The 23,226-nt window shown below is 68.3% G+C and carries 24 protein-coding genes; 15 read left to right on the top strand and 9 right to left on the bottom strand.

Translation table 11 applies throughout. The annotated features are described in order from the left end of the window. Positions 1-41: 41 nt before the first annotated feature. From VHC63_11695 to VHC63_11715, 5 genes are read right to left on the bottom strand one after another with little or no spacing between them, the layout of a single operon-like run. Complete coding sequence (locus VHC63_11695; GenBank protein HVV37259.1) at positions 42-1,523, bottom strand: hypothetical protein; 1,482 nt, start codon at positions 1,521-1,523, stop codon at positions 42-44. Next, positions 1,523-2,500: an alcohol dehydrogenase catalytic domain-containing protein gene (locus VHC63_11700; protein ID HVV37260.1), complete on the bottom strand. Its 978-nt coding sequence runs from the start codon at positions 2,498-2,500 to the stop codon at positions 1,523-1,525. The genes VHC63_11695 and VHC63_11700 overlap by 1 nt, the downstream gene beginning before the upstream one ends. Continuing rightward, a complete protein-coding gene (locus tag VHC63_11705) occupies positions 2,497-2,973 on the bottom strand; it encodes a 2,4'-dihydroxyacetophenone dioxygenase family protein (protein ID HVV37261.1) in 477 nt (158 codons plus the stop codon). The genes VHC63_11700 and VHC63_11705 overlap by 4 nt, the downstream gene beginning before the upstream one ends. Then, positions 2,970-3,761, bottom strand: coding sequence for an SDR family NAD(P)-dependent oxidoreductase (locus VHC63_11710; GenBank protein HVV37262.1), 792 nt, complete (start codon positions 3,759-3,761; stop codon positions 2,970-2,972). Before VHC63_11710 ends, VHC63_11705 begins: the two co-directional genes overlap by 4 nt. A 4-nt stretch (positions 3,762-3,765) precedes the next feature. Further along, positions 3,766-5,001, bottom strand: coding sequence for an amidohydrolase family protein (locus VHC63_11715; GenBank protein HVV37263.1), 1,236 nt, complete (start codon positions 4,999-5,001; stop codon positions 3,766-3,768). A 50-nt stretch (positions 5,002-5,051) separates the two neighbouring features. Here VHC63_11715 and VHC63_11720 point away from each other — a divergent pair, with 50 nt between their 5' ends. Continuing rightward, positions 5,052-6,086: a cyclase family protein gene (locus VHC63_11720; protein ID HVV37264.1), complete on the top strand. Its 1,035-nt coding sequence runs from the start codon at positions 5,052-5,054 to the stop codon at positions 6,084-6,086. 50 nt (positions 6,087-6,136) lie between these two features. Here the strand turns inward: VHC63_11720 and VHC63_11725 are convergent, their stop codons facing one another. Next, positions 6,137-7,666 (bottom strand): NAD(P)/FAD-dependent oxidoreductase, encoded by a 1,530-nt coding sequence (locus tag VHC63_11725; protein HVV37265.1) that lies wholly within the window; start codon positions 7,664-7,666, stop codon positions 6,137-6,139. Between the two features lie 21 nt (positions 7,667-7,687). On the opposite strand from VHC63_11725, the gene VHC63_11730 reads away from it, so the two are divergent. Further along, on the top strand, positions 7,688-9,010 hold the full coding sequence (locus VHC63_11730) for an aromatic ring-hydroxylating dioxygenase subunit alpha (GenBank protein ID HVV37266.1): 1,323 nt from the start codon (positions 7,688-7,690) through the stop codon (positions 9,008-9,010). After that, positions 9,007-9,381: a nuclear transport factor 2 family protein gene (locus VHC63_11735; protein ID HVV37267.1), complete on the top strand. Its 375-nt coding sequence runs from the start codon at positions 9,007-9,009 to the stop codon at positions 9,379-9,381. Before VHC63_11730 ends, VHC63_11735 begins: the two co-directional genes overlap by 4 nt. On the opposite strand, the gene VHC63_11740 is transcribed toward VHC63_11735, so the two are convergent. Continuing rightward, a complete protein-coding gene (locus VHC63_11740) occupies positions 9,378-10,436 on the bottom strand; it encodes a hypothetical protein (protein HVV37268.1) in 1,059 nt (352 codons plus the stop codon). The genes VHC63_11735 and VHC63_11740 overlap by 4 nt on opposite strands. A 36-nt stretch (positions 10,437-10,472) precedes the next feature. On the opposite strand from VHC63_11740, the gene VHC63_11745 reads away from it, so the two are divergent. Then, complete coding sequence (locus VHC63_11745; protein ID HVV37269.1) at positions 10,473-10,994, top strand: helix-turn-helix domain-containing protein; 522 nt, start codon at positions 10,473-10,475, stop codon at positions 10,992-10,994. Positions 10,995-10,997: 3 nt separating this feature from the next. Here the strand turns inward: VHC63_11745 and VHC63_11750 are convergent, their stop codons facing one another. Then, positions 10,998-11,567 (bottom strand): helix-turn-helix domain-containing protein, encoded by a 570-nt coding sequence (locus tag VHC63_11750; protein HVV37270.1) that lies wholly within the window; start codon positions 11,565-11,567, stop codon positions 10,998-11,000. Positions 11,568-11,641: 74 nt separating this feature from the next. Here VHC63_11750 and VHC63_11755 point away from each other — a divergent pair, with 74 nt between their 5' ends. Genes VHC63_11755 through VHC63_11770 form a run of 4 tightly spaced genes read left to right on the top strand, consistent with a single transcriptional unit; the run spans position 11,642 to position 15,386 of the window. After that, positions 11,642-12,913: a cytochrome P450 gene (locus VHC63_11755; protein ID HVV37271.1), complete on the top strand. Its 1,272-nt coding sequence runs from the start codon at positions 11,642-11,644 to the stop codon at positions 12,911-12,913. Between the two features lie 3 nt (positions 12,914-12,916). Next, positions 12,917-13,654: an SDR family NAD(P)-dependent oxidoreductase gene (locus tag VHC63_11760; GenBank protein ID HVV37272.1), complete on the top strand. Its 738-nt coding sequence runs from the start codon at positions 12,917-12,919 to the stop codon at positions 13,652-13,654. Then, positions 13,654-14,685: a hypothetical protein gene (locus VHC63_11765; GenBank protein HVV37273.1), complete on the top strand. Its 1,032-nt coding sequence runs from the start codon at positions 13,654-13,656 to the stop codon at positions 14,683-14,685. Before VHC63_11760 ends, VHC63_11765 begins: the two co-directional genes overlap by 1 nt. After that, positions 14,685-15,386 carry an SDR family oxidoreductase gene (locus VHC63_11770; protein HVV37274.1) on the top strand — a complete coding sequence of 234 codons (702 nt, stop codon included), beginning with the start codon at positions 14,685-14,687 and terminating at the stop codon, positions 15,384-15,386. Before VHC63_11765 ends, VHC63_11770 begins: the two co-directional genes overlap by 1 nt. A gap of 12 nt (positions 15,387-15,398) precedes the next feature. Here VHC63_11770 and VHC63_11775 read toward each other — a convergent pair whose 3' ends face one another. Further along, entirely contained in the window at positions 15,399-16,622 is a 1,224-nt protein-coding gene (locus tag VHC63_11775; protein HVV37275.1) for an amidohydrolase family protein, read from the bottom strand. Between the two features lie 57 nt (positions 16,623-16,679). On the opposite strand from VHC63_11775, the gene VHC63_11780 reads away from it, so the two are divergent. The 7 genes from VHC63_11780 to VHC63_11810 form a co-directional block, all read left to right on the top strand. Continuing rightward, on the top strand, positions 16,680-17,720 hold the full coding sequence (locus VHC63_11780) for a ferredoxin--NADP reductase (protein HVV37276.1): 1,041 nt from the start codon (positions 16,680-16,682) through the stop codon (positions 17,718-17,720). Continuing rightward, the gene (locus VHC63_11785) at positions 17,717-18,931 is read left to right on the top strand and encodes an aromatic ring-hydroxylating dioxygenase subunit alpha (protein ID HVV37277.1); all 1,215 of its coding nucleotides are present in this window, start codon (positions 17,717-17,719) and stop codon (positions 18,929-18,931) included. Before VHC63_11780 ends, VHC63_11785 begins: the two co-directional genes overlap by 4 nt. After that, positions 18,918-19,241: a hypothetical protein gene (locus tag VHC63_11790; protein ID HVV37278.1), complete on the top strand. Its 324-nt coding sequence runs from the start codon at positions 18,918-18,920 to the stop codon at positions 19,239-19,241. Before VHC63_11785 ends, VHC63_11790 begins: the two co-directional genes overlap by 14 nt. Further along, a complete protein-coding gene (locus VHC63_11795) occupies positions 19,238-20,497 on the top strand; it encodes a cytochrome P450 (GenBank protein ID HVV37279.1) in 1,260 nt (419 codons plus the stop codon). The genes VHC63_11790 and VHC63_11795 overlap by 4 nt, the downstream gene beginning before the upstream one ends. Continuing rightward, entirely contained in the window at positions 20,494-21,270 is a 777-nt protein-coding gene (locus VHC63_11800) for an SDR family oxidoreductase (protein HVV37280.1), read from the top strand. Before VHC63_11795 ends, VHC63_11800 begins: the two co-directional genes overlap by 4 nt. Continuing rightward, entirely contained in the window at positions 21,267-22,085 is an 819-nt protein-coding gene (locus tag VHC63_11805) for a TauD/TfdA family dioxygenase (protein HVV37281.1), read from the top strand. The genes VHC63_11800 and VHC63_11805 overlap by 4 nt, the downstream gene beginning before the upstream one ends. Further along, on the top strand, positions 22,085-23,226 hold a 1,142-nt coding region (locus VHC63_11810), incomplete at its 3' end, for an aldehyde dehydrogenase family protein (protein HVV37282.1). The genes VHC63_11805 and VHC63_11810, both read left to right, overlap by 1 nt.

Here is a 23,226-nt window from a genome sequence, read left to right on the forward strand (position 1 = left end):
AACCTCAGGCGGCCCGAGTTCGCGGCAGAGGGCGGCGCGCATCAGCCGCTGAAGGACGCCAGGGTGCAGTAGTACTGCGAGCTGGCGGCGAGGGCGGGCGACAACACGATGCGGGTCGACGCCGGGCGGGGGATCGTGCCCGACGGGTGCAGCACCGGACGCGCCGGCAGACCGAGATGCGCTCGCACCTGCGGTTCCAACTCGACGACCCAGAAGCCGCCCGACTGCGTAGCGAACCACAGCTGGCCCGATGCGGCGTCGTAATGGACGTGACCCCACGCCTTGTCGAGCGCCCCGTTGTCCGAGGGCCGCAGGAACATGCCCGGGTTGAAGTACGCCACCTCACGCGGGTGCCACGGGTCGCGCACGTCGAAGATGCGCACGCCGGCGTTCCACATCGACGCCATCACGAACGTCGTGTGTTGCGGGTCGTCGACGTCGTGGTAATGGACACTGGCGTTCTCGCCGTCGCCGAGTTCGCGCACGCAGTTGTGGGGTTGGTTGATGGCGAGCGTGAGCCGGCTGATGCGCATCTTCGGGTGCGCCGGATCGGTCACGTCGCTGATCCACGGCTGGGCCGCGCCGGCGATCGGATTGAGGTTCTGGTTGATGCAGCCGTTGGCCGCCACACTGGCGATGCTTTCCTCGGAGTGCACGATGTAGTTGCGGTTGCCGATGGTGGCCGCGTCGACGGAGTGCGCCCGTCCGGCGGCCTTCATGACGAGCCGTGGCTTGCGCCGCGGGTAGTCGGTGACATCGGCGATCATGGCGCCGGTGCTCATCGGCGTCTGACCACCGAAGTAGATCGTGTTGCCGTCGGGGCTGGTGGCCACGTCGTGCGACGACACCTGGATGCGACCATCGGTCAACGGGCCGCCCACGAGCGCGTTCTCGAGGTTGCCGAGGAAGCGCGGGTGGCGGGGGTCGTGGATGTCGGCTTCCTGCAACGGGAGCGTGGAGAACACCCGGGTGCCGTCGGGCGTGATGGTGAGGTTGTGCGTGTTCTCGGGCCAGTGAAACGTCGTGAGGAACTTCGGGTGGGCGCAGTTGCTGGCGTCGTAGATGTCCATCGGTGCGGTCAGCGGCTGCGGGGCGTATTCGCCGTAGCGGCCGACGACGAGCACGGCGCGATTGCCGACCTGCTGCGCCGCGATCGTCTCGATGTCGACGTCGGTCGTCAGGTGGTGCAGCTGCGCGGTTCGCTTCGGGTGTTGCGGGTTCGACACGTCGACGACGTTGACGCCTTCGCCGACCGTGGCGACGTAGGCGCAGTGCCCGGCCCACGCCATGTTGGCGCTGGCCCCTTTGAGCGCCACGTGACCCACGAGGGCGAGGCCGCAGTTGTAACCCTGGAGGGCGCGGCCGTCGAGCTGGTCGCGCAGCGGGACCTCGCCCTGGACGCCGGTCTCGGGCCGGTCGTTGCGGCCGCAGTTTGTGGCGCGGGGCGTGGCCGCGCCGGCGTAGTTGGCGGGCGCCAGCAGCGACGCGCCCACGACGGCGACGATGAGGGTGACGCGACGCATCACGGTGCGATCACCACCTTGCCGGCGTCGGCGTCGGCTTGCAGTTCGGCGAAACGACGGGGCACGGCGTCGAGCCCGATGGTCTCGGTGACGAAGCCGTCGGGGGCCAGCGATCCGTCAGCGAACGCGTCGATGGTGTCGGTGAAGTCCTCGCGGCCGTAATAGATGCTGAAACGGACGTCGAGTTCCTTGTTCAGCCCCCACCACGGGAAGATCGTGTCGGGTTGCAGGCACATGCCGATCACCGCGACGCGCCCGTCGACCGCGGCGAGCTGCATCGCCTGGTCGATAAGCGAGCGCACCCCGCTGCACTCGACGACGAGCGGCGCGCTCGTGCCCGCGATCTCCTCGGGGTGCACGGCGCGCGTGGCACCGAGCTGCAATGCGAGCTCGCGGCGGTGCGCCACGGGGTCGCTCACGACGATGTCGCCCGCGCCCAACGCGCGCGCCCAGTGGGTGACCGCGAGGCCGATCGGTCCGGCACCGAGCACGACGACGGACTCGCCGGCGGCGAGACCACCGCGGCGCAGCCCGCGGCGCGCCACCGCGAACGGCTCGACCAGCGCGTGGTCTTCGGCGCGCACGTCAGCCGGCAGCGCGAACAACTCGTCGGCGACCGCGCAAGTGAACTCGGCGTAGCCGCCCGGCCGCTGAAAGCCGATGAGGGCAAAGGACGCGCAGTGGTCGGCGCGCCCGGCGCGGCAGAACTCGCAGCGCCCGCAACCGGAGAACGGCCGCACCGCCACCACGTCGCCCGCCTTCACGTTGGTGACGCCACCGCCGACCGCTTCGACGACGCCGGCGATCTCGTGGCCGAGCACGGTGCCCGCCGGTCCCATAACCGCCACGGAGTGCAGGTCGCTGCCGCAGATGCCGCAGCCGGTGACGCGCACGACCGCTTCGCCCGCCGCCGGGGTGGGATCGGGTTGTTCGACGACCGACAGGCTGCGGTCCTCGTTGAGGACGGCGGCCCTCATTGCGCTCCGAGCACGATGACGGGCGGGTCGGCCATGCCGTGCTGCTCACGGCACAGGTAGCGGTAGTACGACAGCACGTTGTGGGCGTCGGTCACCGACGTCACGTTCCCGGCGGCGTCGAGGTTGAGGTTGGCGCCGTAGATCGTGAACCACACGTCGGTCACCTCGGTGTTGGTCGGCGGCACGTGCAGCGTGTGCACCGATCCCGCCGGCTCGTAGAGATACGAGCCCGCAGTGTTCACCGCCTCGGGCGACTCGAGGTAGTGCCAGCTCCCCGAGAGGGTGAAGGCGTACACGTGACCGGTGTGCTTGTGCGTCGCCACCGTCGTCCCCGGCTGGAAGCGGCTGCGCACGATCCACACGCCGACGGACAAGTCGACCTGGAGCACTTGCATGCCGATGCCGTCGGGAAAGGTGATGAACGGCAGCTCGTCCGCGCCGCGGTGGATCGTGGTTGGGGTGGTGAGTGTCATGGTTGGTTTGGTGAGTGCAGGTGCCTCAGGTATTCGGCCGACCACTCCATGAGATCGGCAGGGATGGTGTAGCCGGTGGCGTCGTTGATCTGCTGCCAGTTGGATTCGACGTCGTCGGCCACGACACCTGGCGTGGAGCCGACGAACAGGCGGGCGAAGCGACCGGCGCCGGCGGTGTAAATCTGGCCGCTGACGGGGCAGTCCTCGCTGGCGAGGTACGCCGCCATCGGCGCCACGCGTGCGGGCGCCATGTTGGGATCGTCGACGTCGCCCCCAAGGCGCGTCGCCGCCACGGGCGCGACGGCGTTGACCTTGATTCCGTGGGGCGCGCCTTCGACGGCCAGCGTGCGCGTCATGCCGATCACCGCGCCCTTCGCCGTCGCATAACCGAGGTTGCCCTTGAGCCCGAGCGCGCCCGTCGAGGTGGTGTTGACGATGCGGCCGTAAGCGGCCGCCACCATCCGGGGCCACGCTGCGCTGATGGTGTTGAACGTGCCGTGCACGTGGACGCGCAGGTGGGCGTCGAGATTGGCGGCGTCGACGTCGGGCATCGTCGCCCACTGCACGTTGCCGGCGTTGTTGACGAGCGCGTCGACGCGGTCGTGCGTGTCGACGAGTTGCTGCGCGTACGCCGGGTCGGACACGTCGCCCACGTGGGTGACGCCCTCGACCTCGTCGATGTCGTTGGCGACCACTTCGGCGCCGAGCGCCCGGAACAACTCGGCGTAGGCGCGGCCGATGCCGCGTCCGGCGCCGGTGACGATGACGACGCGGCCGTCGAAGCGCAACGTCCTAGACCAGCGCGGGGGCGAGGCCGAGAATCTCGGCGAGCGTGCCGCCGAGCATCGCCTGGCGCTCGTCGTCGGGCACGCCCGCGAACTGCCGGGCGATCAACTCCTGGCTGCCCCGGAACGTGCCTTCGGCGTGGGGGTAGTCGTTGCCCCACACAATCGACCGCAGTCCCGTGAGGTGGCGGCACGCCACCGCGACCGGGTCATCCTGGAACGACACGTGGAACTGCCGCTGCACGTACTCACTCGGCATGAGCGGATACGGCCACTTCTCGTTGAGCTTGAACAGGCGCGCCATGTTCGGCTGGTCGTGGGCCGGGCGGGTGTCGTCCCACTTGCCGAGCCACCAGTCGCTGTCCTGCCCGATGCCGGTCGTCCACGCCTTGTCCATTGAACCGACGAGCGACGCCAGCCAGTGGGCGTTGAACTCGATGAGGGCGAAGTGCAGGTCGGGGTGGCGCTCGGCGACACCGCCGCCGATCAGCTCGCAGATGACTTGCTGGGGTGTGACCGTCGAATAGATGCACTGCGTGATCATCCGCTTCGACGCGCTCTTCTCGGTGACGGGCTGGTTCACTTGCGCCGCGTTCTCGAGTACGACCTTCAGCGTCGTCGACTCGGTGTCGTTCACCTTCACGCCGCCGGTCTGCGTGTGCACGAACACGTGGCCACCGATGGCGCTGATGGCGTCCCACACTGGGTCGTAGTCGCGCGAGTAATAGGGCTTGGGCGGTATCGCCGGCAGCAGGATCGCCTTCATGCCCGCGGCGCCGACGCGCTCGATCTCGGCCACGGCGTCGGTGACGTCGGTGACCGGCACGGGCGCCGTCGGCACGATGCGGTCGAAGTACGCACCGAAGCGCTCGATGACGTAGTCGTTGTAGACGCGGGCGTGTGCCATCGACAGCTCGTGGTCGTCGGAGTACAGGCCGAACAGCGACAGGTTGGGGTGCATCACCGCGGCGTCGACGCCGTCGGCCGCCAGGTCTTCGATGATCAGCTCGGGATCGCCCTCGGGCGTGCGGCCGCTCGTCTGGCGGTAGCGCGAGATCGTCCAGCCCTCGTATCCGGGGGTGTGCAGGCGCCGGAAGACGCGGGCGCCACCCTCGACCAGCGGCTCGATCTCGAAGTCCTCCTCCCACACGCCTCGCTCGCGCAGGTGCTTCGGCAGGCGGGTGCGGAAGAGATCGGTCGGTTCGAGGATGTGCCCGTCTGCGGAGACGACGAAATCACTCATGGAAATGCCATTCTCGCATTTCGCGAGCGCGGTGTGCAATGGTGGGTTGCGTGGCTCGCTGGAAGCAAAAACCAGACGGCTCCACCTGGGGCGACTGGGGCGACGACGACGAACTCGGCCGCATCAACCTGCTGACGCCGGCCAAGGTGATCGAGGGCGTGGCAGAGGTGCAGGCCGGCGTGTCGTTCTGCCTGTCGCTGCCTCTCGACTTTCCCGGCGGTACGGCGCTCAACGAACGCCGCTATCCGCCCGTCGTCCAGCCCACGCCCGACATGGACGGCACGCCGGCGACGTTCTTCAACGTCCACATGAGCGAGATGCCCGACTACGGCGATCCCAAGTACGTCGACGTGTGGGCTGACGACGTCGTCACCCTCGCCCTTCAGTACTCCACGCAGTGGGACTCGCTGGCCCACGTCGGCGCCGAGTTCGACGCCGACGGCGACGGTGTCGAGGAGGCTGTCTTCTACAACGGCTACCGCGCCGGCGTGGACCTCGTCGGTCCGACGGCGGATGGACGCTCGCACGCGCATCACCTCGGCCTCGAGCACATGGCGTTCCACGGCGTGCAGGGCCGCGGCGTGCTCGTCGACCTGCGCCACCACCTCGGCGACGCGTGGACGCCCGTCGGCTACGACACGCTGCGCCAGATCATGGAAGCCGATGGCGTCGCGGTCGAACCTGGCGACGTGCTGCTGCTGCACACCGGCTTCGCCACCCGCATCCTCGAGTGGGATCGGAACCCGCCGGTGCGCGAGCTGTTCACCACGTGCAGCTATCTCGACGCCCACGACGACGCGCTGTTGCAGTGGATCGCGGAGTCGCAGATCAGCGCGCTCGTCGCCGACAACTACGCCGTCGAAGGCCTCCTCGGCAAGGACAAGGACCCGTCGCGCCACTCGTTCCTGCCGCTGCACCACCTCTGCCTGTTCAAGCTCGGCGTGCCCCTAGGCGAGCTGTGGTACCTCGACGAACTCGCCACCTGGCTGCGGGAGCACCACCGGTCGCGCTTCCTGCTCACCGCGCCCCCGCTGCGCCTCCCCGGCATCGTCGGCTCCCCGGTGACCCCGATCGCCACCGTCTAACCCCTTCGCACTTCTGTGAAGGAATTTCCGTGTTGTGCACGGGCGATCCTTCACAGAAGGGTGAAGGCGGCGTAGTCGGTGTCCTTCACGCGGGCGATTTCCTTGAACAGCTTGGGGCGACCGCCGGCATTGAGGAGATAGCGACGCGGCTTGCCCGGAATGTTGGTGCCGAAGTACTGGCCGAGCTCGCCGAACGGGTTGGTCTGCGCGGCGCGGTCGACCATGTCGGTCCAGCGCTGCTCGGCCTCTGCGGTCACTTCGATCACGCGGTCGCCCGTGTGGATGAGCGTGTCGGTGACGAAGTCGACCTGGTCGCCGTTGTAGCGCGGGTTGTTGCCCGCGGCGGCGTGCGGGCCGCCAGGGAAGAACAAGTTGGGAAAGCCGGCGGTGCATACGCCGAGGAATGTCTGGGGGCCATCGGCCCAGTGGTCGTTGAGGGCGACGCCGTCGCGCCCGACGACGCCCATGCGCGCCAGTGCGCCGGTGCCGAAGTCGAACCCCGTCGCCCACACGACGATGTCGAGGTCGTCGAAGACGATCGGCGACGCGCGCAGGTCGACCAGGGTGACGTTGTCGCGGTTGAACGCCTCGTAGTAACCGTTCACGAACGGCGGTCGTTTCTGTCCGTAGCGGTGCGTCGGGATGAGCTTGTCGGCGGTGACGGGGTCGCGCACGATGGAGCGGATCTTGCCCTCGAGGAACGCGCACCACGCGTCGTTGGCCGCGTCGTTGAACAGCAGGTCGAGGTAGTTGCTCGACAGCTTGGCGAAGCCCGGGCTGTGCCACATCTTCTCGAAGAAGGCGAGGCGTTCCTCGTCGGAGTCGTCGAAGGCGCCGCGGTCGTGTGGTTGGTGCAGGAATCCGGCGGCCGACGTGTTGAGCACGTGGCACAGGGCGTCGAACTCGGCGCGCAGGGCGCGCTGCTCGTCGGGCCTGATCGGCGCGTTGTTCAGCGGCGTGCACCAGTTGGCGCTGCGCTGGTACACGGTGAGCGACGCCGCCTCCTCGGCGATCACCGGCACGATCTGCACGCCGCTCGAACCGGTGCCGACGACGGCCACGCGCTGGTCGCGGAAGTCGACCGGCTCCGATGGCCACAACCCCGTGTGGTACTGCTCGCCGGCGAACGCGTCCCGGCCGGGGACGTCGGGGAAGTACGGAACCGACAGCACGCCGGTCGCGGCGACGAGGAAGCGGGCGTCCCAGCCGCGCCCGTCGTCAGCGCTGACCGCCCAGTGGTCACCCGACCACACCGCGGCGGTCACCCGCGTCCCGAACTCCATCGCCCGCCGGAGGTCGAATCGGTCCACGACGTGGTTGAGGTAACGCTCGATCTCGGGCTGGCCGGCGAAGTGTTCGGACCACTCCCACTCGTCGAACAACTCGCGCGAGAACAGGTAGCCGTACGTGTAGCTCTCGGAGTCGAAGCGGGCGCCGGGGTAGCGGTTCCAGAACCACGTGCCCCCCACGCCCGCGCCGGCTTCGAGCAGGACGGCGGAGAAGCCGGCTTCACGCGCTCGGTACAGCTGGTAGATCCCGGTGATGCCCGCGCCAACGATGAGGACGTCGACGTCGGCCATGAGAGGCATACTGTACCGATAGTGAGAATCCCGTTCTCAATAACGGCAGTGGACCGCCTGCCCAAGCAGCGGTACTACGACCCGGAGTTCTTTGCCCTCGAAGCCGAGCAGCTCTGGCCCCGCGTCTGGCACATGGCGTGCCGGCTCGAGGAGATCCCGGCGCCGAACGACTTCGTCGTCTACGAATTCCTCGACCAGTCGGTGATCGTCGTGCGCACCGAGGACGGCGGGGTGCGGGCGTTCCAGAACGCCTGCCGCCACCGCGGCGTCAAGGTGGCGACGGGCGACGGCACGTGTGGCGCCGGCTTCGTGTGCCCGTTCCACGGCTGGACGTACGGCCCCGATGGGACGAACACCTTCGTGCCCAAGCGCCGCGCCTTCGCCGAGCACAACCTGGAGGGCGACGACATCGACCTCACGCCGGTGCGCGCCGAGACGTGGGGTGGCAGCGCCTGGATCAACCTCGACCGCGAGGCGCCGCCGCTGCGCGACTGCCTCGAACCCTTCGCCACTGCCATGGACGCCTGGCACCTCGAGGACATGCGCGTCGAGTGGTGGCGCGCCTTTCGCCTGCCGGTGAACTGGAAGCTGGCCGAGGCCGCGTTCATGGAGCAGTACCACGTGATCGAGAGCCACCCGCAGCTCGTCATTCCGGGTCGCTTCCCGCCGAAGAACGGGATAGCCGAGACGGCCACCCTGCTCGCCGGCGAACTCGCGTACCTCCGCACGATGAGCGAAGGCATGAGCGGCATGGTGCACGCCAACGACGTCGCCATCGCCGAGCGCCTGGCCACCGAAGCCGACGTGCCCGACATGGCCACGTGGCATCGCGCCTTCAACGACGAGGTCACGCGCGCCCATCGAGCGCGCGGCATCCCCACCATGCCCGACCTGAACGAACTCGAGGCGAGCGGCTTCGGCGACTCGCTCTGGTACACCTTCCCTCACTACTTCGTGCTGCCGATGTACTCGAGCGCGTCGTCGTATCGCTTCCGCCCGCTCGGTCCCGAAGCAACGCTGATGGAGATCTGGTCCCTGACCCGGTATCCCGAGGGCGAGGCGCGGCCCAAGCCCACGCCGCCCGAAGTGTGGGAGTACAACGATCCGCGCGTGCCGCCGATCCCGACGCAGGACTTCTCGAACCTGCCCAAGCAGCAGCAGGGCCTGCATCAACGCGGCTTCGAGTTCTTACGCATCTCGCCCGAGATCGAAGGTCACCTGTCGAACTTCGAGCGCACGGTCGACGGCTTCCTCGCCGGCCTGCCGTACGCGCAGCTGTTGAAGGCGCTGCAACAGATCAACCTGAACCCCTTGGAGCGACCGATCGTGGACATCGGCATATGACCGTCCGAGACGACATCTGCAATCTCTTGGCGGAGTACAACCACGCGGTCGACGACGGCCGGGTCGACGACGTGCTCGCCACCTTCACCGCCGACGCATCGATCGAATTTCCGGTGGGCACGCATCGCGGCACGGAAGAGTTGCGCGCCGCGTACGAATCGTGGATACCGCGAGCGCCGCAGCGCCACATGGTGGCGAACACCCGCGTGATCGACGCGTCGAGCACTTCGGCCCGAGTGGTGAGCGACTTCGCCTTTCTCGTCAAAGGCGAGACCGGCTGGACCATCTTCGTGGTCGGCCGTTACGACGACGAAGTCGTGCACGACGGCACGCGCTGGCGCTTCGCCCGTCGCACTTCGGTCTTTCTCTAGTCGTCGGTTTCCATCGAGAAGCGCCACTTGCAGCACACGTCACCGTCGTCGACGCGGGGCGGGATGGCGAGGATGTCGACCTTCATCTTCGGGTTGTAGAGCTTCGTCGTCACGATCATCGACTTGGGGCACGTCGAGTGGCAGTTCTTCTCGAGAATGTCGGGCCGGCCCATCGACTCCCACTGGTCGACGGCAACGCAGCGGTTGAACGTCATGATGCCGACGTCTTCCGACGGCATTTCGAACGAGACGTCGAACGCCTTGCCCGGCATCGCCGTGGCGTCCATCTGAAGATCCTTCATCCAGTCGGCGACCGTGGTGCCGGTGATCCCGAGGTACCGCTCCTTGAGTTTTTTGGCGCCCGGCAGCACGGTGTCGCCCCACAGCGTGTACTGGATGTCGAACATCACGTCGAGGCCATAGCGCACGACGATCTGCGCCGCCCAGCCTTCGATCGCCTGGAGCAGGAACTCGTGGCTCCCGAGGAGCCACCGCACGAGGGCCGGCTTGTCGAGCGCGTCGATGCCGTCGCGCGGTGAGAACAGGCCGGTGTAGACGGGCCGGCGGGTGCGGTCGTCGTGCGCATTCGGATCGTCGTAGGTCACCGACGCCGGTAGGAACTCGGCGCGCATGCGGTCGATCTCGGGACGCATCTGGTCGTTCCAGGCCGCCCACTCGATTTCGAGCGCGACCTCCGCGCCGTAGCGGCGTCCGACTTCGGCCGACCACCCGTCGACGCACAACAACAGGTAGGCCTCGGCCCACGGCAACAGCTTGTGGGCGAGGGCGTCGCGCGAGAAGTCGGTGAAGCGCAGATCGGGGCGGTAGGGACCGGAGTAGTCGGCGAGCTCGGCGCCGGAGTCGACCTCGGTCTCGGCGCGGATGTCGAGCGCGGCGCGGGCGTAGGTGACGCCGTCGGCGAGCTTGGGGAACTTCGGAAAGTTCTGCAGGTCTACGCCCAGCATGAGGACGAACTCGTCGGGTACGTACTCCTCGGCGAGATGCGCTCCGGGCTTGCGCGCTTCGAGGAACGTGTCGATCTGCTCGTCAGCCATAGTTCGCAAAGTAGCCGATCGGCTAGTTTCGGGGCAATGGCCCTTACCGCCGCCCAAACCCGGGTCGTCACCGCCGCCACGTCACTGTTCGCTCGCCACGGCGTGGGCGGCACGTCGCTGCAGATGATCGCCGATGAGATCGGCGTCACGAAGGCGGCGGTGTACCACCAGTACAAGTCGAAGGACGAGATCGTGCTGGCGGCCGCCGAGGCGGAGCTGGCGCGGTTGCGCGACGTCGTCGAGGCCGCGTCGTCGCGCGACGAACTCTTGGCCGGCATGGTCGACCTCGCCATCGCGGGACGCCGCCGCGCCGGCGCCATGCTCAACGACCCGGTGATCGTGGAGTCCTTCGCCAAGCACAGGGCGTTCCGCGCCGTCATGCGCAAGATGCAGGCGCTGCTGGTGGGCGAAGACGCAGGGCCCGAGGGGCGTGTGCGCGTGGCCATGCTCGTCGCCGCCATCAGCGGCGCGGTGATGCATCCCTTCGTCATCGACCTGCCCGACGCCACGCTGCGCGACGAACTGCTGCGCCTGGCGTCCAGTTTCGGGCACCCGTAACGGCTACGGCTCGGCGTCGAGGCGGGCGATGGCGTCGGCGACGAAGGCGCGGGTGGCCGCGTGGCCTTCGGTGACGCCGAGGGCCTGCTCGATTCCCATGACCTGGCCGAGCCCCGTCATCAGCACGAGCGCCACCATGGGCGGAATCGTGCCCTCGGGGAGGGCTGCCTTGAGCGCCTTGAGCTGCAGCGCCCGGTTGCGCTTGGCGTAGCGGGCGATCTCGGCGCGGATGTCCTTGCGGTGGTTGGCCAGCGCCGCCATCTCGACGAGGAAGCGGGCGCCGCGCGGGTCGTTGTTCAGCGACCACAGCGCCGCGAGCGAGCCGTCGGCGGCGAGGACGCGCTCGGCATGCGCCAGCGACGCGTCGGCGTTGCGCCGCAGGACCTCGACGAACAGGTCGTCCATCGTGCGGAAGTAGTAGTGGACGAGCTGGGGCTTGAGGCCCGCGGCGGCCGCAACGCGCCGCGACGTGACCGCGGCGTAGCCATCGTCGAGCAGGAGGCGTTCGGCGGCGTCCAGCAACGCCTCACGGGTCTTCGAGTCGGTGGCGCCGATGCGGCGGGGCGAGGTCACTGGCGCCACTCTGCCACGCATGCTAAGCAGTTGCACAGCATTGCTGTGCGAGTGCCCAGCAGCGGGAGGGCATTGTGGACTGGAAGACCATCGACTTCTTCTTCGACGAGTCACTCGTCGAGGACCCGTACCCCTACTTCGAGACGCTGCGCGCCGAGTGCCCGGTGCTGCCCCTCGACCACCTCGGCGTCGTCGCCGTCACGGGTTACGACGAGCTGAGCGAGATCTACCGCAACACCGACGACTTCTCGTCGGTCAACTCGCCCGTCGGCCCCTTCGCCCAGTTCCCCGAGCCGCTGGTGGGCGACGACATCACCGATCAGATCGCCGAGCACCGCCACACCATGCCGCTCAACGAGCACATGGTGACGATGGACCCGCCGGATCACACCAGAGAGCGCCACGTGCTCATGCGCCTCATCACGCCCAAGCGGCTGCAGGCCAACGAAGCGTTCATGCACCGCCTCGCCGATCATCAGCTCGAGGTGTTCCTCGACGACGGCCACTGCGAATTCATCTCGGCGTACTCGCAGCCCTTCGCCATGCTGGCCGTCGCCGACATGCTCGGCGTGCCCGAAGAGGACCACGACTGGTTCCGCGAGCGCTTCGGCCTGACCAAGGGCATCGGCAAGGTGGGCAAGGGCGCCAAGGGCAACCCGAGCACCAACCCGCTCAACTGGCTCGACGAACGGTTCGAGCAGTACCTGTCCGAGCGGCGCGCCAACCCGCGCCAAGACGTGATGAGCGAACTCGCCAACGGTACGTATCCGGACGGCTCGCTCCCCGAAATCACCGCGTTGGTGCGCACCGCGACGTTCCTGTTCGCCGCCGGCCAGGAGACCACGGCGCGCCTGCTGGCCTTCGCCCTCAAGGTGCTGAGCCTGCATCCCGAACTTCAGGACCAGCTGCGCGAGAACAAGGCGCTCATTCCGCTGTTCATCGAGGAAGCGCTGCGCGTCGAAAGTCCGGTCAAGGCCGACTTCCGGCTGGCGAAGAAGACGACCTCGGTGGGTGGCGTCGACATCAAGGCCGGGACGCCGGTGATGATGCTCAACGGCGCGGCCAACCGCGACCCGCGGCGCTTCGAATGCCCGGCCGACTTCAACCTCGACCGCGAGAACATCTCGGCGCACATGGCCTTCGGTCGCGGCGTCCACTCGTGTCCCGGTGGCCCGCTGGCGCGCCTCGAGGGCCGCGTCAGCATCGAGCACATCCTCGACCGCACCCGCAACATCCGATTGTCGGAGGAGCATCACGGGCCGCGGGGGAGCGAACGCTTCCGCTACGAGAAGACGTGGGTGTTGCGCGGCCTCACCGACCTCTACATCGAATTCGACAAGGCGTAGGCGATGGGACGAGTTGCAGTTGTCACTGGTGGCGCGTCGGGCATCGGCCTCGGCATCGCCAAGTTCCTGGCACGTGACGGCCATCGCGTCGCCCTGCTCGACCGCGCCAACGCGGAGGTGGCGGCCAAGGAGATCGCCAATGGAGGGGGCAGCGCCATCGGCGTCGAGTGCGACGTGTCCGATCGCGCCGCGGTGCGCGCCGCGTTCGACCGCGTGCGCACCGAGTTGGGACCCGTCGAGATCCTCGTCACGAGCGCCGGCGTCGAGGCCTTCGAGCCCACCGGCGACATCTCGGCCGAGAGTTGGGATCGCGTGATCGCCGTCAACCTCACCGGCACCTTCGCCTGCGTGCAGGCGGCGCTGCCCGACATGATCGCCGCCAACTGGGGTCGCATCGTCACGATCGGGTCGACGAGCGCCGAGTCGGGCGCCCCGAACATGGCGCACTACACGGCGTCGAAGGGGGGCGTGATCTCGCTTACTCGATCGCTGGCAGTCGACTTCGCTCGCAAGGGCATCACCGCCAACACCGTCAACCCGACCATCGTCGACACGCCCATGGCGCGTCACGCGGCGGAGGAGGGAAAGGTCCCGCCGGTCGAGACGCTCGGTTCGTACGTGCCGATGGGGCGCGCCGGCACGCCCGACGACATCGCCGGGGCGGTCGCCTACTTGTGCTCCGACGCCGCCAGTTACGTCACCGGCCAGACCATCAACGTCAGCGGCGGGATGCGCATCTGATGACCGCGCCACTGCGGGTGGTGCAGTGGACGACGGGCAACGTGGGGGAGCGTTCGGTGCGCGCCATCACGCAGCGGGCCGACCTCGAACTCGTGGGCGTGTACGCCTGGTCGCCGGACAAGGTCGGGCGCGACATCGGCGGTGTCGCGGCGACGAACGACGTCGACGCGCTGCTGGCACTCAAGCCCGACTGCATCGTCTACAACCCGATGTGGTCCAACACCGACGAGTTGGTGCGCATCCTCGAAGCCGGGGTGAACGTCGTGTCGACCGCGGCCTTCATCACCGGCGGCAAGTCGCCCGGTGACCGCGACCGCATCGCCAAGGCGTGCGACGCCGGCGGCGCGTCCATGTTCGGCACCGGCATCAGTCCCGGTTTCGTCGAACTGCTGGCGATCGCGTCGGCCGGAGTGTGCGACCGCATCGACAAGGTGACGGTCTTCGAGGCCGCTGACACCACGCTGTACGACTCGCCGGCGACCGAGATCAGGGCGGGTTTCGCCCAACCGATCGACTCGCCTGATCTGGCGGCGATGGCGGCTGAAGGCACCGGCGTGTTCGGCGAAGCGGTCGCCCTGCTCGGCGACGCGCTCGGCGTGACGTTCGACGAGATCGTGTGCGACACGCGGTTCTCGCAAACGACCGAGGACGTCGTCATGGAGTCCTGGACGATCAAGGCGGGCCACGTCGCCGGGATGGTCGTGCGGTGGCTCGGGCGCGTGGGCGGCCGCGACGTCGTCGAGCTCAACATGAAGTGGCGTAAAGGCTGGACGCTCGAGCCCGACCTGCCGATCGAGGAACTCGGCCACAAGATCGTGATCGAGGGCCAACCGACGATCACCACGCGCGTCGAGTTCATGCCGCCGCCCGACTTCGCGGCGACGTCCTTCGCCGACTTCATGCAACTCGGACACATCATGACGGCGGTCCCGGCGATCAACGCCATCGCCTCGGTGGTAGCCGCGCCCCCGGGCATCGTCACCTACAACGACATCCAGCTGCCTCTGCCGCGCGGCTGGGTGGCCACCTAGTGCAAATCGGTGTCGTCACCGGCGCCGGGCGCGGCATGGGCGCGGCGTGCGCCATCCGGCTCCGCAACCAGGTCGACCGCCTGATCGAGGTCGACCTGCCCGACGACATCAGCGATCCTGCGACCGCTGCGGGTCTGGCACGTGAGGTGGCGTCGGCGGGGGACTTCCGCTTTCTCGTGCACTGCGCGGGCTTGTCACCGACCATGGCCGAACCCCGGCGCATCGTCGAGGTGAACCTGATGGGGACCGTTTACCTGCTCGATGCCTTCGAACCCCTCGTGCGCGACGGGTCGGTGGCGGTGTGCTTTGCGTCGACTGCCGGTCACTATCCGATCGACGTCGTCGGCGACCCGCGAGCGGCGGACTTCTGCGACGCCAACGCCCCCATGCTCACCGATCCCGGTCTGGCGTACGCGTTCTCGAAACGCGGAGTCATCCTCGAATGTGAGCGCGCTGCGCGGCGGTGGGGGAAGGCGGGCGGACGAGTCGTCAGCGTCTCACCGGGCATCATCAACACACCGATGGGCCAGCGCGAGTTCGCCCGCCAGCCGATCATGCGCGAGATGGTCGAATCGTCGGCGCTCAGGCGCCTCGGCACCGCCGACGAAGTTGCCGCCGTGGCCGCGTTCCTCGTGTCGCACGACGCGTCGTTCGTCACCGGTACCGACATCCGCGTCGACGGCGGCGAAGCGCGTGGATGACCGGGATACGAGTCAGGCGTCGTGGCGGAAGACTTTGCCGTCCTTCATCACGAAGCGGACCTGCTGCACCGCGGTGATATCGGTGAGCGGGTCGCCGGGGACGCCGACGATGTCGGCGAGCATGCCCGGCGCGATGCGCCCGAGGTCGGGGGCGTTGATCAGGTCGGCGGCGACGGTGGTGGCGGCGCGCAGCGCTTGCAGCGGCGTCATGCCGCGCTGCACGAGCACGACCAACTCCTCGGCGTTGCGGCCGTGGAAGATGGCCGGGGCGTCGCTGCCCGACGCGATCTTCACGCCCGCCGCGATGGCTTTCGACAACGACTCCTTGGCCTTCGGGAACACGTCGGCCGCCTTGGCTTGGAGCGCCTTGGGTTGATTCGAGATGTCCCAGTTCTCCGTCAGGGCGCAGGTGGAGACGAGAAACGTGCCGGTGTCGACCAATCGCTGAATGGTGGCGTCGCTGATCATCATCCCGTGCTCGATGCAGTCGATGCCGGCGTCGATGGCGGCGTTGACCGCCTCGTCGCCGTGGCAGTGCGTGGCGACGCGCAGGCCCCGCCGGTGGGCTTCATCCGCGATCGCTGCGAGTTCGGCGGTGGAGTACTGCTGCGCGCCCGGCGGGCCCGTCGGGGTCATCACGCCGCCCGACGCGCAGCACTTGATGAGCTTGGCGCCGTGCTTGATCTGGTAGCGCACGGCCTTGCGCACCTCGTCGACGCCGTCGGCGATCCCTTCCTCGATGCTCAGCGGCATGATCCCCGGTGCCAGTCCGCTCTGGGCCGACGGATCGAGGTGGCCGCCGGTGGGGCAGATGGCGTGCCCGGCGGGCACGATGCGCGGGCCGTCGAACCAGCCGCGATCGGAGGCGTCGGCCAGGGCGACGTCGAGCAGGTAGCCGCCCGTCTTCACGAACAACCCGAGGTTGCGCACGGTGGTGAAGCCGGCGCGCAGCGTGCGCTGGGCGTTGACCGTCGCCCGCAGCGTCATCTTGATCGGGTCGGTGATCACCGGATCGGTCAGGCCGGCACCCGGGCCGCCGAGGACGAGGTCTACCTCCATGTCCATGAGCCCGGGGATGAGGACGAGATCGGGCAGTTCGACCACCTCGTCGGCGGCGTCGGGATTGCCGGTGCCGACGTCGACAATCCGGGTCTCCTCGACGGTGACGGCGGCCCCTTCGAGGACTTCACCGCTGTCGATGTCGAGGACGCCGCGCGGCTTGAGCACCGTGGTCATCTAGGGACCCTTTCGTGTGACGGAAACGCCATTCTCATATACGATAAACCGCATTCTATGAGCGACGTCACGTGGCCCGCCGCCGTACGCGAGCGGTACAACGCGCTCAGAGTTAAGCGGATTCTCACGGAAACCGACCACGCCAAGTCCATCGTGTTCGACGTGCCGCCGGCGCTGGCCGCGGCCTACCGCTACACCGCGGGTCAGTTCGTCACCCTGCGGGTGCTCATCGACGACGAAGCGCACCTGCGCAGCTACTCGATGTCATCGGCGCCCGGGATCGACGACGAGCTCCAGGTGACGGTCAAACGCGTGCCCGACGGGCTGGTGTCGAACTTCGTCAACGACAAGGTCGACGCCGGCGACGTCCTCGACGTCAGCACCCCGACAGGCTCTTTCGTGCTCGACGCCTCCGCCGACGACGTCGTCCTCTTCGCCGCCGGCAGCGGCATCACGCCGGTGTTCTCGCTCGTGAAGACGGCGCTGCACACCACCGCTCGAGCGGTGCGCCTGCTCTACGCCAACCGCGACCGGTCCGCCGCCATCTTCGGCGACGCCCTCGACGGGTTGGCGGCGCAGTTCGGCGAGCGGTTCCGCGTGGTGCACCACGAGGACGCTGCGACCGGCTTCGTGCAGACCGACGAGGTGCTGCGTATGGCCGGCGACGGCGCGGCCACGTTCTACGTCTGCGGGCCGGCGCCGTTCATGGACATCGTCGAGTCGACGCTGCTCGGCCGCGGTGTCGACAAGCAGCGCATCCACATCGAGCGGTTCACCCCCGCGGCCGACGAGCCGATCGACGAGCCGGTGCCCGAAACGGCTGCGGGTGAAACCGTCGTCATCACCTTGGGCAACCGCACCGAGACCGTGGCCCAGCGCGGCAAGTCAACGATCTTGCAGTCGGCGCGCTGGGCGGGCTTGAAAGCGCCGTCGTCGTGTGAGGCCGGCCACTGCGCCACCTGCATGGCGCAGGTCGTCGAAGGCGGCGTCGAGATGGCCAACAACGAAGTGCTCACCGCCGAGGAAGTGGCCGACGGGTGGGTGCTGACGTGCCAGTCGGTACCGGTGACGCCGCTGGTGAAGGTGGTCTTCGAGTGAGTTCGTGGACGCAGCGTTATCCCGACCTCGGGACGGGCCACGTGTCGTTCGAGGACTCCGTGTCGCCGGAGTTCTACGCGCGCGAGCGCGACGCCATCTTCCGCCGCGCCTGGCTCAACGTCGGGCGCGTCGACGACCTGCCGCGTGCCGGCAGCTTTTTCACCAAGGACATCGTGGCGGCGCGCACCTCGGTGCTCGTGACCCGCGACATGCACGGCGACATCCGGGCGTTCCACAACGTGTGCCGCCACCGTGGCAACCGGTTGGTGTGGACGGACACGCCGACGCAGGACACCTGCGGCGCGGCGCGCCAATTCGCGTGCAAGTACCACGGCTGGCGCTACGGCCTCGACGGTACGTGCACCTACGTCCAGCAAGAGGACCAGTTCTTCGACCTCGACAAGGACGCGCTCGGCTTGGCGCCGGTGCACTGCGACGTGTTCGCCGGCTTCATCTTCGTGAACCTCGACGCCGAGCCGCCCACGCTGCGTGAGTTCCTCGGACCGATGGTCGGGGCGCTCGAGGGCTATCCATTCGACCGCTACACCGAGCGCTACTCGTTCCGCACCGAGAACGCGTCGAACTGGAAGGTGTTCATCGACGCGTTCCAGGAGTACTACCACGTGCCCCCGCTGCACACGCACCAGTTGGGGCCGGCACCGGTGCGCAACTCCGAAGCTCCGTTTTACGGCGCCCACTACCAACTCGACGGGCCGCATCGCGTGGTGAGCACCAGCGGTTCGGAGAAGCATCTCTTCGCAGCCGAGTACCTGTATCCGAGCGAAGCGTTGTTCCGCAGCGGCAACACGGGGCCATGGGACCGGCCCGAGATCGACGGCGAATTGCCCGGCGTCAACCCCGGCAGCGTGAAGCGCTGGGGCATCGACAACTTCCAGATCTTTCCCAACCTCGAAGTGCTCATCTACGAGCGCAACTGGTACCTGAGCTACCGCTTCTGGCCGACGTCGTACAACACGCACGTATTCGAGGCCGACCTGTGGTTCACGCCGGCAACCACCGCCCGCGAGCGCTTGGCGCGCGAATACGCGGCCGTCACGGTGAAGGAGTACGCGCTGCAAGACGCCGGCACCCTCGACGGCACGCAACTCGGTCTCGAGGCGCGCGCCTTCGCCAGCTATCCGCTGAACGATCAGGAGATCCTCGTTCGGCATTTCCACCAGACAGTGGGGGACTGGGTTGCTGCCGGCTGAGTTCGCTGACCTCGAGCCGTTCGCGGCGACGTGGTGTCTCGCCACCGAGCCCGAGCGATGGGCGCGCCGGCAGTCGTCGACGATGGCGGAGATGCAGGCGTTCTACGACGCCGTGTTCCCGCGGGCCACCGCCGCGATGGACTACTGCGACGGGTTCCCGCTCGACGAGTTACCGGCGGACGCGCTGGCGCTGTTCCAACTGCTGCACTCGCTCATCATGGTGAGCTACGCCGTCGAGGTGTGGCAGCAGGTGGTGCCCGTCAACGTCGGATCGGCGACACTGCACCGATTGAAGGAGCCCAGACCGTGAGCGTTGACGACATCGACTTCTTCCGCGGCGGCGCGGTCATCAAAGACCCGTACCCGTACTACGAGCAGCTGCGGGCCCAGTGTCCGGTGCACCGCGAGCCGCATCAGGGCGTCTACATGGTGACGGGCTACGACGAGGCGCTGGCGGTGTACCACGACACCGAGGCGTTCTCGTCGGCCACGTCGGTGACCGGGCCGTTCCCCGGTTTTCCGGTGCCCCTCGAAGGCGACGACGTCACCGCGCTGATCGAGCAGTACCGCGACCAGTTGCCCTTCAGCGACCAGCTGCCGACGTTCGATCCGCCCAAGCACACTGCCCACCGTGGCCTGCTGCTGCGCCTGCTGTCGCCCAAGCGGCTCAAGGAGAACGAGGACGCCATGTGGCGCCTCGCCGATCAGCAGATCGACGAGTTCGTCGCCGTCGGCGTCTGCGACATCGTCAACGAGTTCGCCGCGCCCTTCGCCATGCTGGTGATCGCCGAGTTGCTCGGCGTGCCCGACGAAGACGTCGCCGACTTCCGCACGCAGCTGATCCGCACCAAGGGTCTCGGCCAGGGCGACAGCGAGACGATGGCGCACACGCCTCTCGAGTTCCTCTACGACAAGTTCGCCGGGTACGTCGAGGAGCGCCGGGCGCAGCCGCGCCACGACGTGCTCACCCACATGGCGCAAGCGACGTTCCCCGACGGCTCGATGCCCGAAGTGATCGACGTCGTGCGCGTGGCCGCCAACCTGTTCGCCGCCGGGCAGGAGACGACGGTGCGCATGCTCGGCTCCGCTTTCCACCTCATCGCCGAGGACGCGGCGCTGCAAGCGTCGCTGCGCGCCGACAGCAGCCGCATCCCGAACTTCGTCGAAGAGGTGCTGCGCTACGAGAGCCCGATCAAGGGCGACTTCCGCCTGGCACGCGTGCCGACGACGATCGGCGAGGTGGCCGTGCCCGCGGGTTGCACGGTGATGGTGCTCAACGGCGCGGCGAACCGCGACCCGCGCAAGTTCGCCGACCCGGCGACCTTCGATCCCGAACGGGCCAACGCCCGCGAGCACGTGGCGTTCGGCCACGGCGTCCACTTCTGCCCCGGCGCTCCGCTCGCCCGCGCCGAGGGCCGCATCGCGGTGGAGCGCATGCTCGCCCGCACGAAGGACATCCGACTGTCGGACGAACACCACGGTCCCGCCGGTGCCCGCAAGTTCCGCTACGTACCGACCTACATGCTGCGCGGCGTGCAAGAGCTGCACGTGGAGTTCGACCTATGACGCATGAGCTCGACGGCAAGGTGGCGATCGTCACCGGCGGGGCCAACGGCATCGGCCGCGGCATCGCCGAGGCGTTTGTCGACGAGGGGGCGCGCGTCGTGATCGCCGATGTCGACGACGCCGCGGGCGCCGAGGTCGCAGCGAAGTTGGGCGCGGCTGCGACGTTCGTGCACACCGACGTGTCCGACGCCGCCAGCCTCGCGGCGGTTGTCGAGGCTGCGGTGGCGCAGTTCGGCGGGTTGGACGTGATGGTCAACAACGCCGGGATCGCGTCGTCGTTGCGCCGCCTCATGCAGGACGACCTGCGCGACTTTCACAAGGTCATGGCCGTCGACCTGTTCGGGGTCATGGCCGGCACGCAGGCGGCGGCGCGCCGGATGCAGCCGGGTGGCTCGATCGTCAACGTGGCGTCGATCGCGGGCATCAGCGCCGGCGTCGGCCTGCAGACCTACCGCGCCGCCAAGGCCGGCGTCATCCACTTCAGTCGCAGCGCGGCGATCGAACTCGCCGAACTGGGCGTGCGCGTCAACGTGATCGCCCCGGCCAACATCCAGACGGCGATCAACACCGCGTTCGACACGTCGTCGATCGTGGCGCGCATCCAACCGCTGCAGCGGCTCGGGACCGTGACCGACGTCGCCAACGCCGTCGTCTACCTGGCGAGTGAGCGGGCCGCCCAGGTCACCGGCGTAGTGCTGCCCGTCGACGGCGGGACGACGGCCGGGCCGCCGCCGAGCCAGGTCGCCAACGTCGCGTCGAAGGACAAGGCATGAACGTTCGTCCCGTCGCCGGCGCCGTCGGCGCCGAGATCGACGACGTCGACCTACGCGACCTCAGCGACGGCCTCATCGCCGACATCCGCAAGGTGTGGCTCGACCACGGCGTCGTGTTCTTCCGCGAGCAGGACCTGTCGCCCGAGCATTACCTCGCCTTTGCCGATGCGATCGGCGAACGCGACCGTTACCCGTTCGTGCCCGGCATCGAGGGCTACCCCGACATCATCGCGGTGACCAAACTGCCGCACGAGACGGTGAACTTCGGCGGCATCTGGCACTCCGACACGGCCTATCTCGACACTCCGCCGATGGCCACCATGCTGCTCGCCCGCGAGGTGCCGCCCGCCGGCGGCGACACCCTCTACGCGTCGCAGTACGCCGCCTACGAGGCGCTGTCCGAGGGCATGCAGGAACTCCTGGCTCCGCTGCGCGGCGTGAACAGCTCGGCGCTGGCGGATGTGAGCAAGACCCGCGAGGACCGCATCAAGGAGAGCGGCGCCACCGAGGCGCGTGACTACGAAGCGGTGCACCCCGTCGTGCGCACGCACCCCGAGACCGGCCGCAAGGCGCTGTACGTGAACGTGGCGCACACGGCGCGCTTCGACACCATGACCGTCGAAGAAAGCCGCCCGCTCCTGCAGTTCCTGTTCACCCACCAGACCAAGCCCGAGTTCACGTGCCGCTTCACGTGGCGACCCGGCTCGCTGGCGCTGTGGGACAACCGCTGCGTGCAGCACAACCCGATCAACGACTACCACGGACACAAACGCGTGATGCACCGCATCACCCTCAAGGGAGACAGACCTTTCTGATGTGGCATAGCGAACAACTGCTGATCGACGGCGAACTGGTCGACGCCGAAGGCGGACGCACGTACGAGACGCGCAACCCGGCGACCGGTGAGGTGCTCGGCACCGCGGCGGACGCCACGCGCGGCGACGCCGACCGCGCCATCGCCGCGGCGCGCCGCGCCTTCGACGAAACCGACTGGGCGACGAACACGGCGTTCCGCGCCCAGTGCCTGCGCCAACTCCACGAGCGGTTGCTGGCCCACCAGGAGGATTTGCGGGCGCTCATCGTCGCCGAGGTCGGCGCGCCCGTCGGGCTCACCTCCGGGCCGCAGCTCGAAGCGCCGATCGCGATGGTGCCGTTCTACGCCGAGCTCGCCGAGAGCTACCAGTACTCCACCGACCTCGGCGTGGCGGAGTCGATGGGTATGCGCAGCACTCGCTGGGTCGAGAAGGAACCGATCGGCGTCGTCGCCGCCATCATCCCGTACAACTATCCGATCCAGATCACGATCGCGAAGGTGGCCCCCGCGCTCGCGGCGGGCTGCACCGTCGTGGTGAAAAGCCCGCCCCAGACGCCGTGGGTGTCGGCGACGCTCGGGGCGATCGTGGCCGAGACCGACATCCCCGCCGGGGTCGTCAACTTCTTGCAGTCCTCCGACGGTGCCATCGGCGAGCAACTCGTGACCGACCCGCGCGTCGACATGGTGAGCTTCACCGGCTCGACGGCTACGGGCCGGCGGATCATGGCGGCGGCGTCCGACACCGTGAAGAAGGTGTTCCTCGAACTCGGCGGCAAGTCGGCGTTCGTGATGCTCGACGACGCCGACATCACGATGGTGTCGATGATGGCGAGCTTCATGATCTGCTCGCACGCCGGCCAGGGCTGCGCCATCGCGTCGCGCCTGCTCGTGCCCGAGTCGCGCTACGCCGAGGTGATCGAAGCCGTGACGGCGATGATCGGCAACGTCGCCGTCGGCGATCCGGCTGATCCGGCGAACTACATGGGCCCGCTCATCAGCGCCGACCAGTTGGCCAAGGTCGACGGGATGGTGCAGGCGGCGCTCGAGGCCGGTGCCAAGGCGGTCGTGGGCGGCAGCAAGATCGACGGCCCCGGCTACTTCTTCGAACCGACCGTGCTGGCCGACGTCGACAACCAGATGGC

This window comes from Acidimicrobiales bacterium, assembly GCA_035546775.1.
Classification (GTDB): Bacteria; Actinomycetota; Acidimicrobiia; order Acidimicrobiales; family JACCXE01; genus JACCXE01.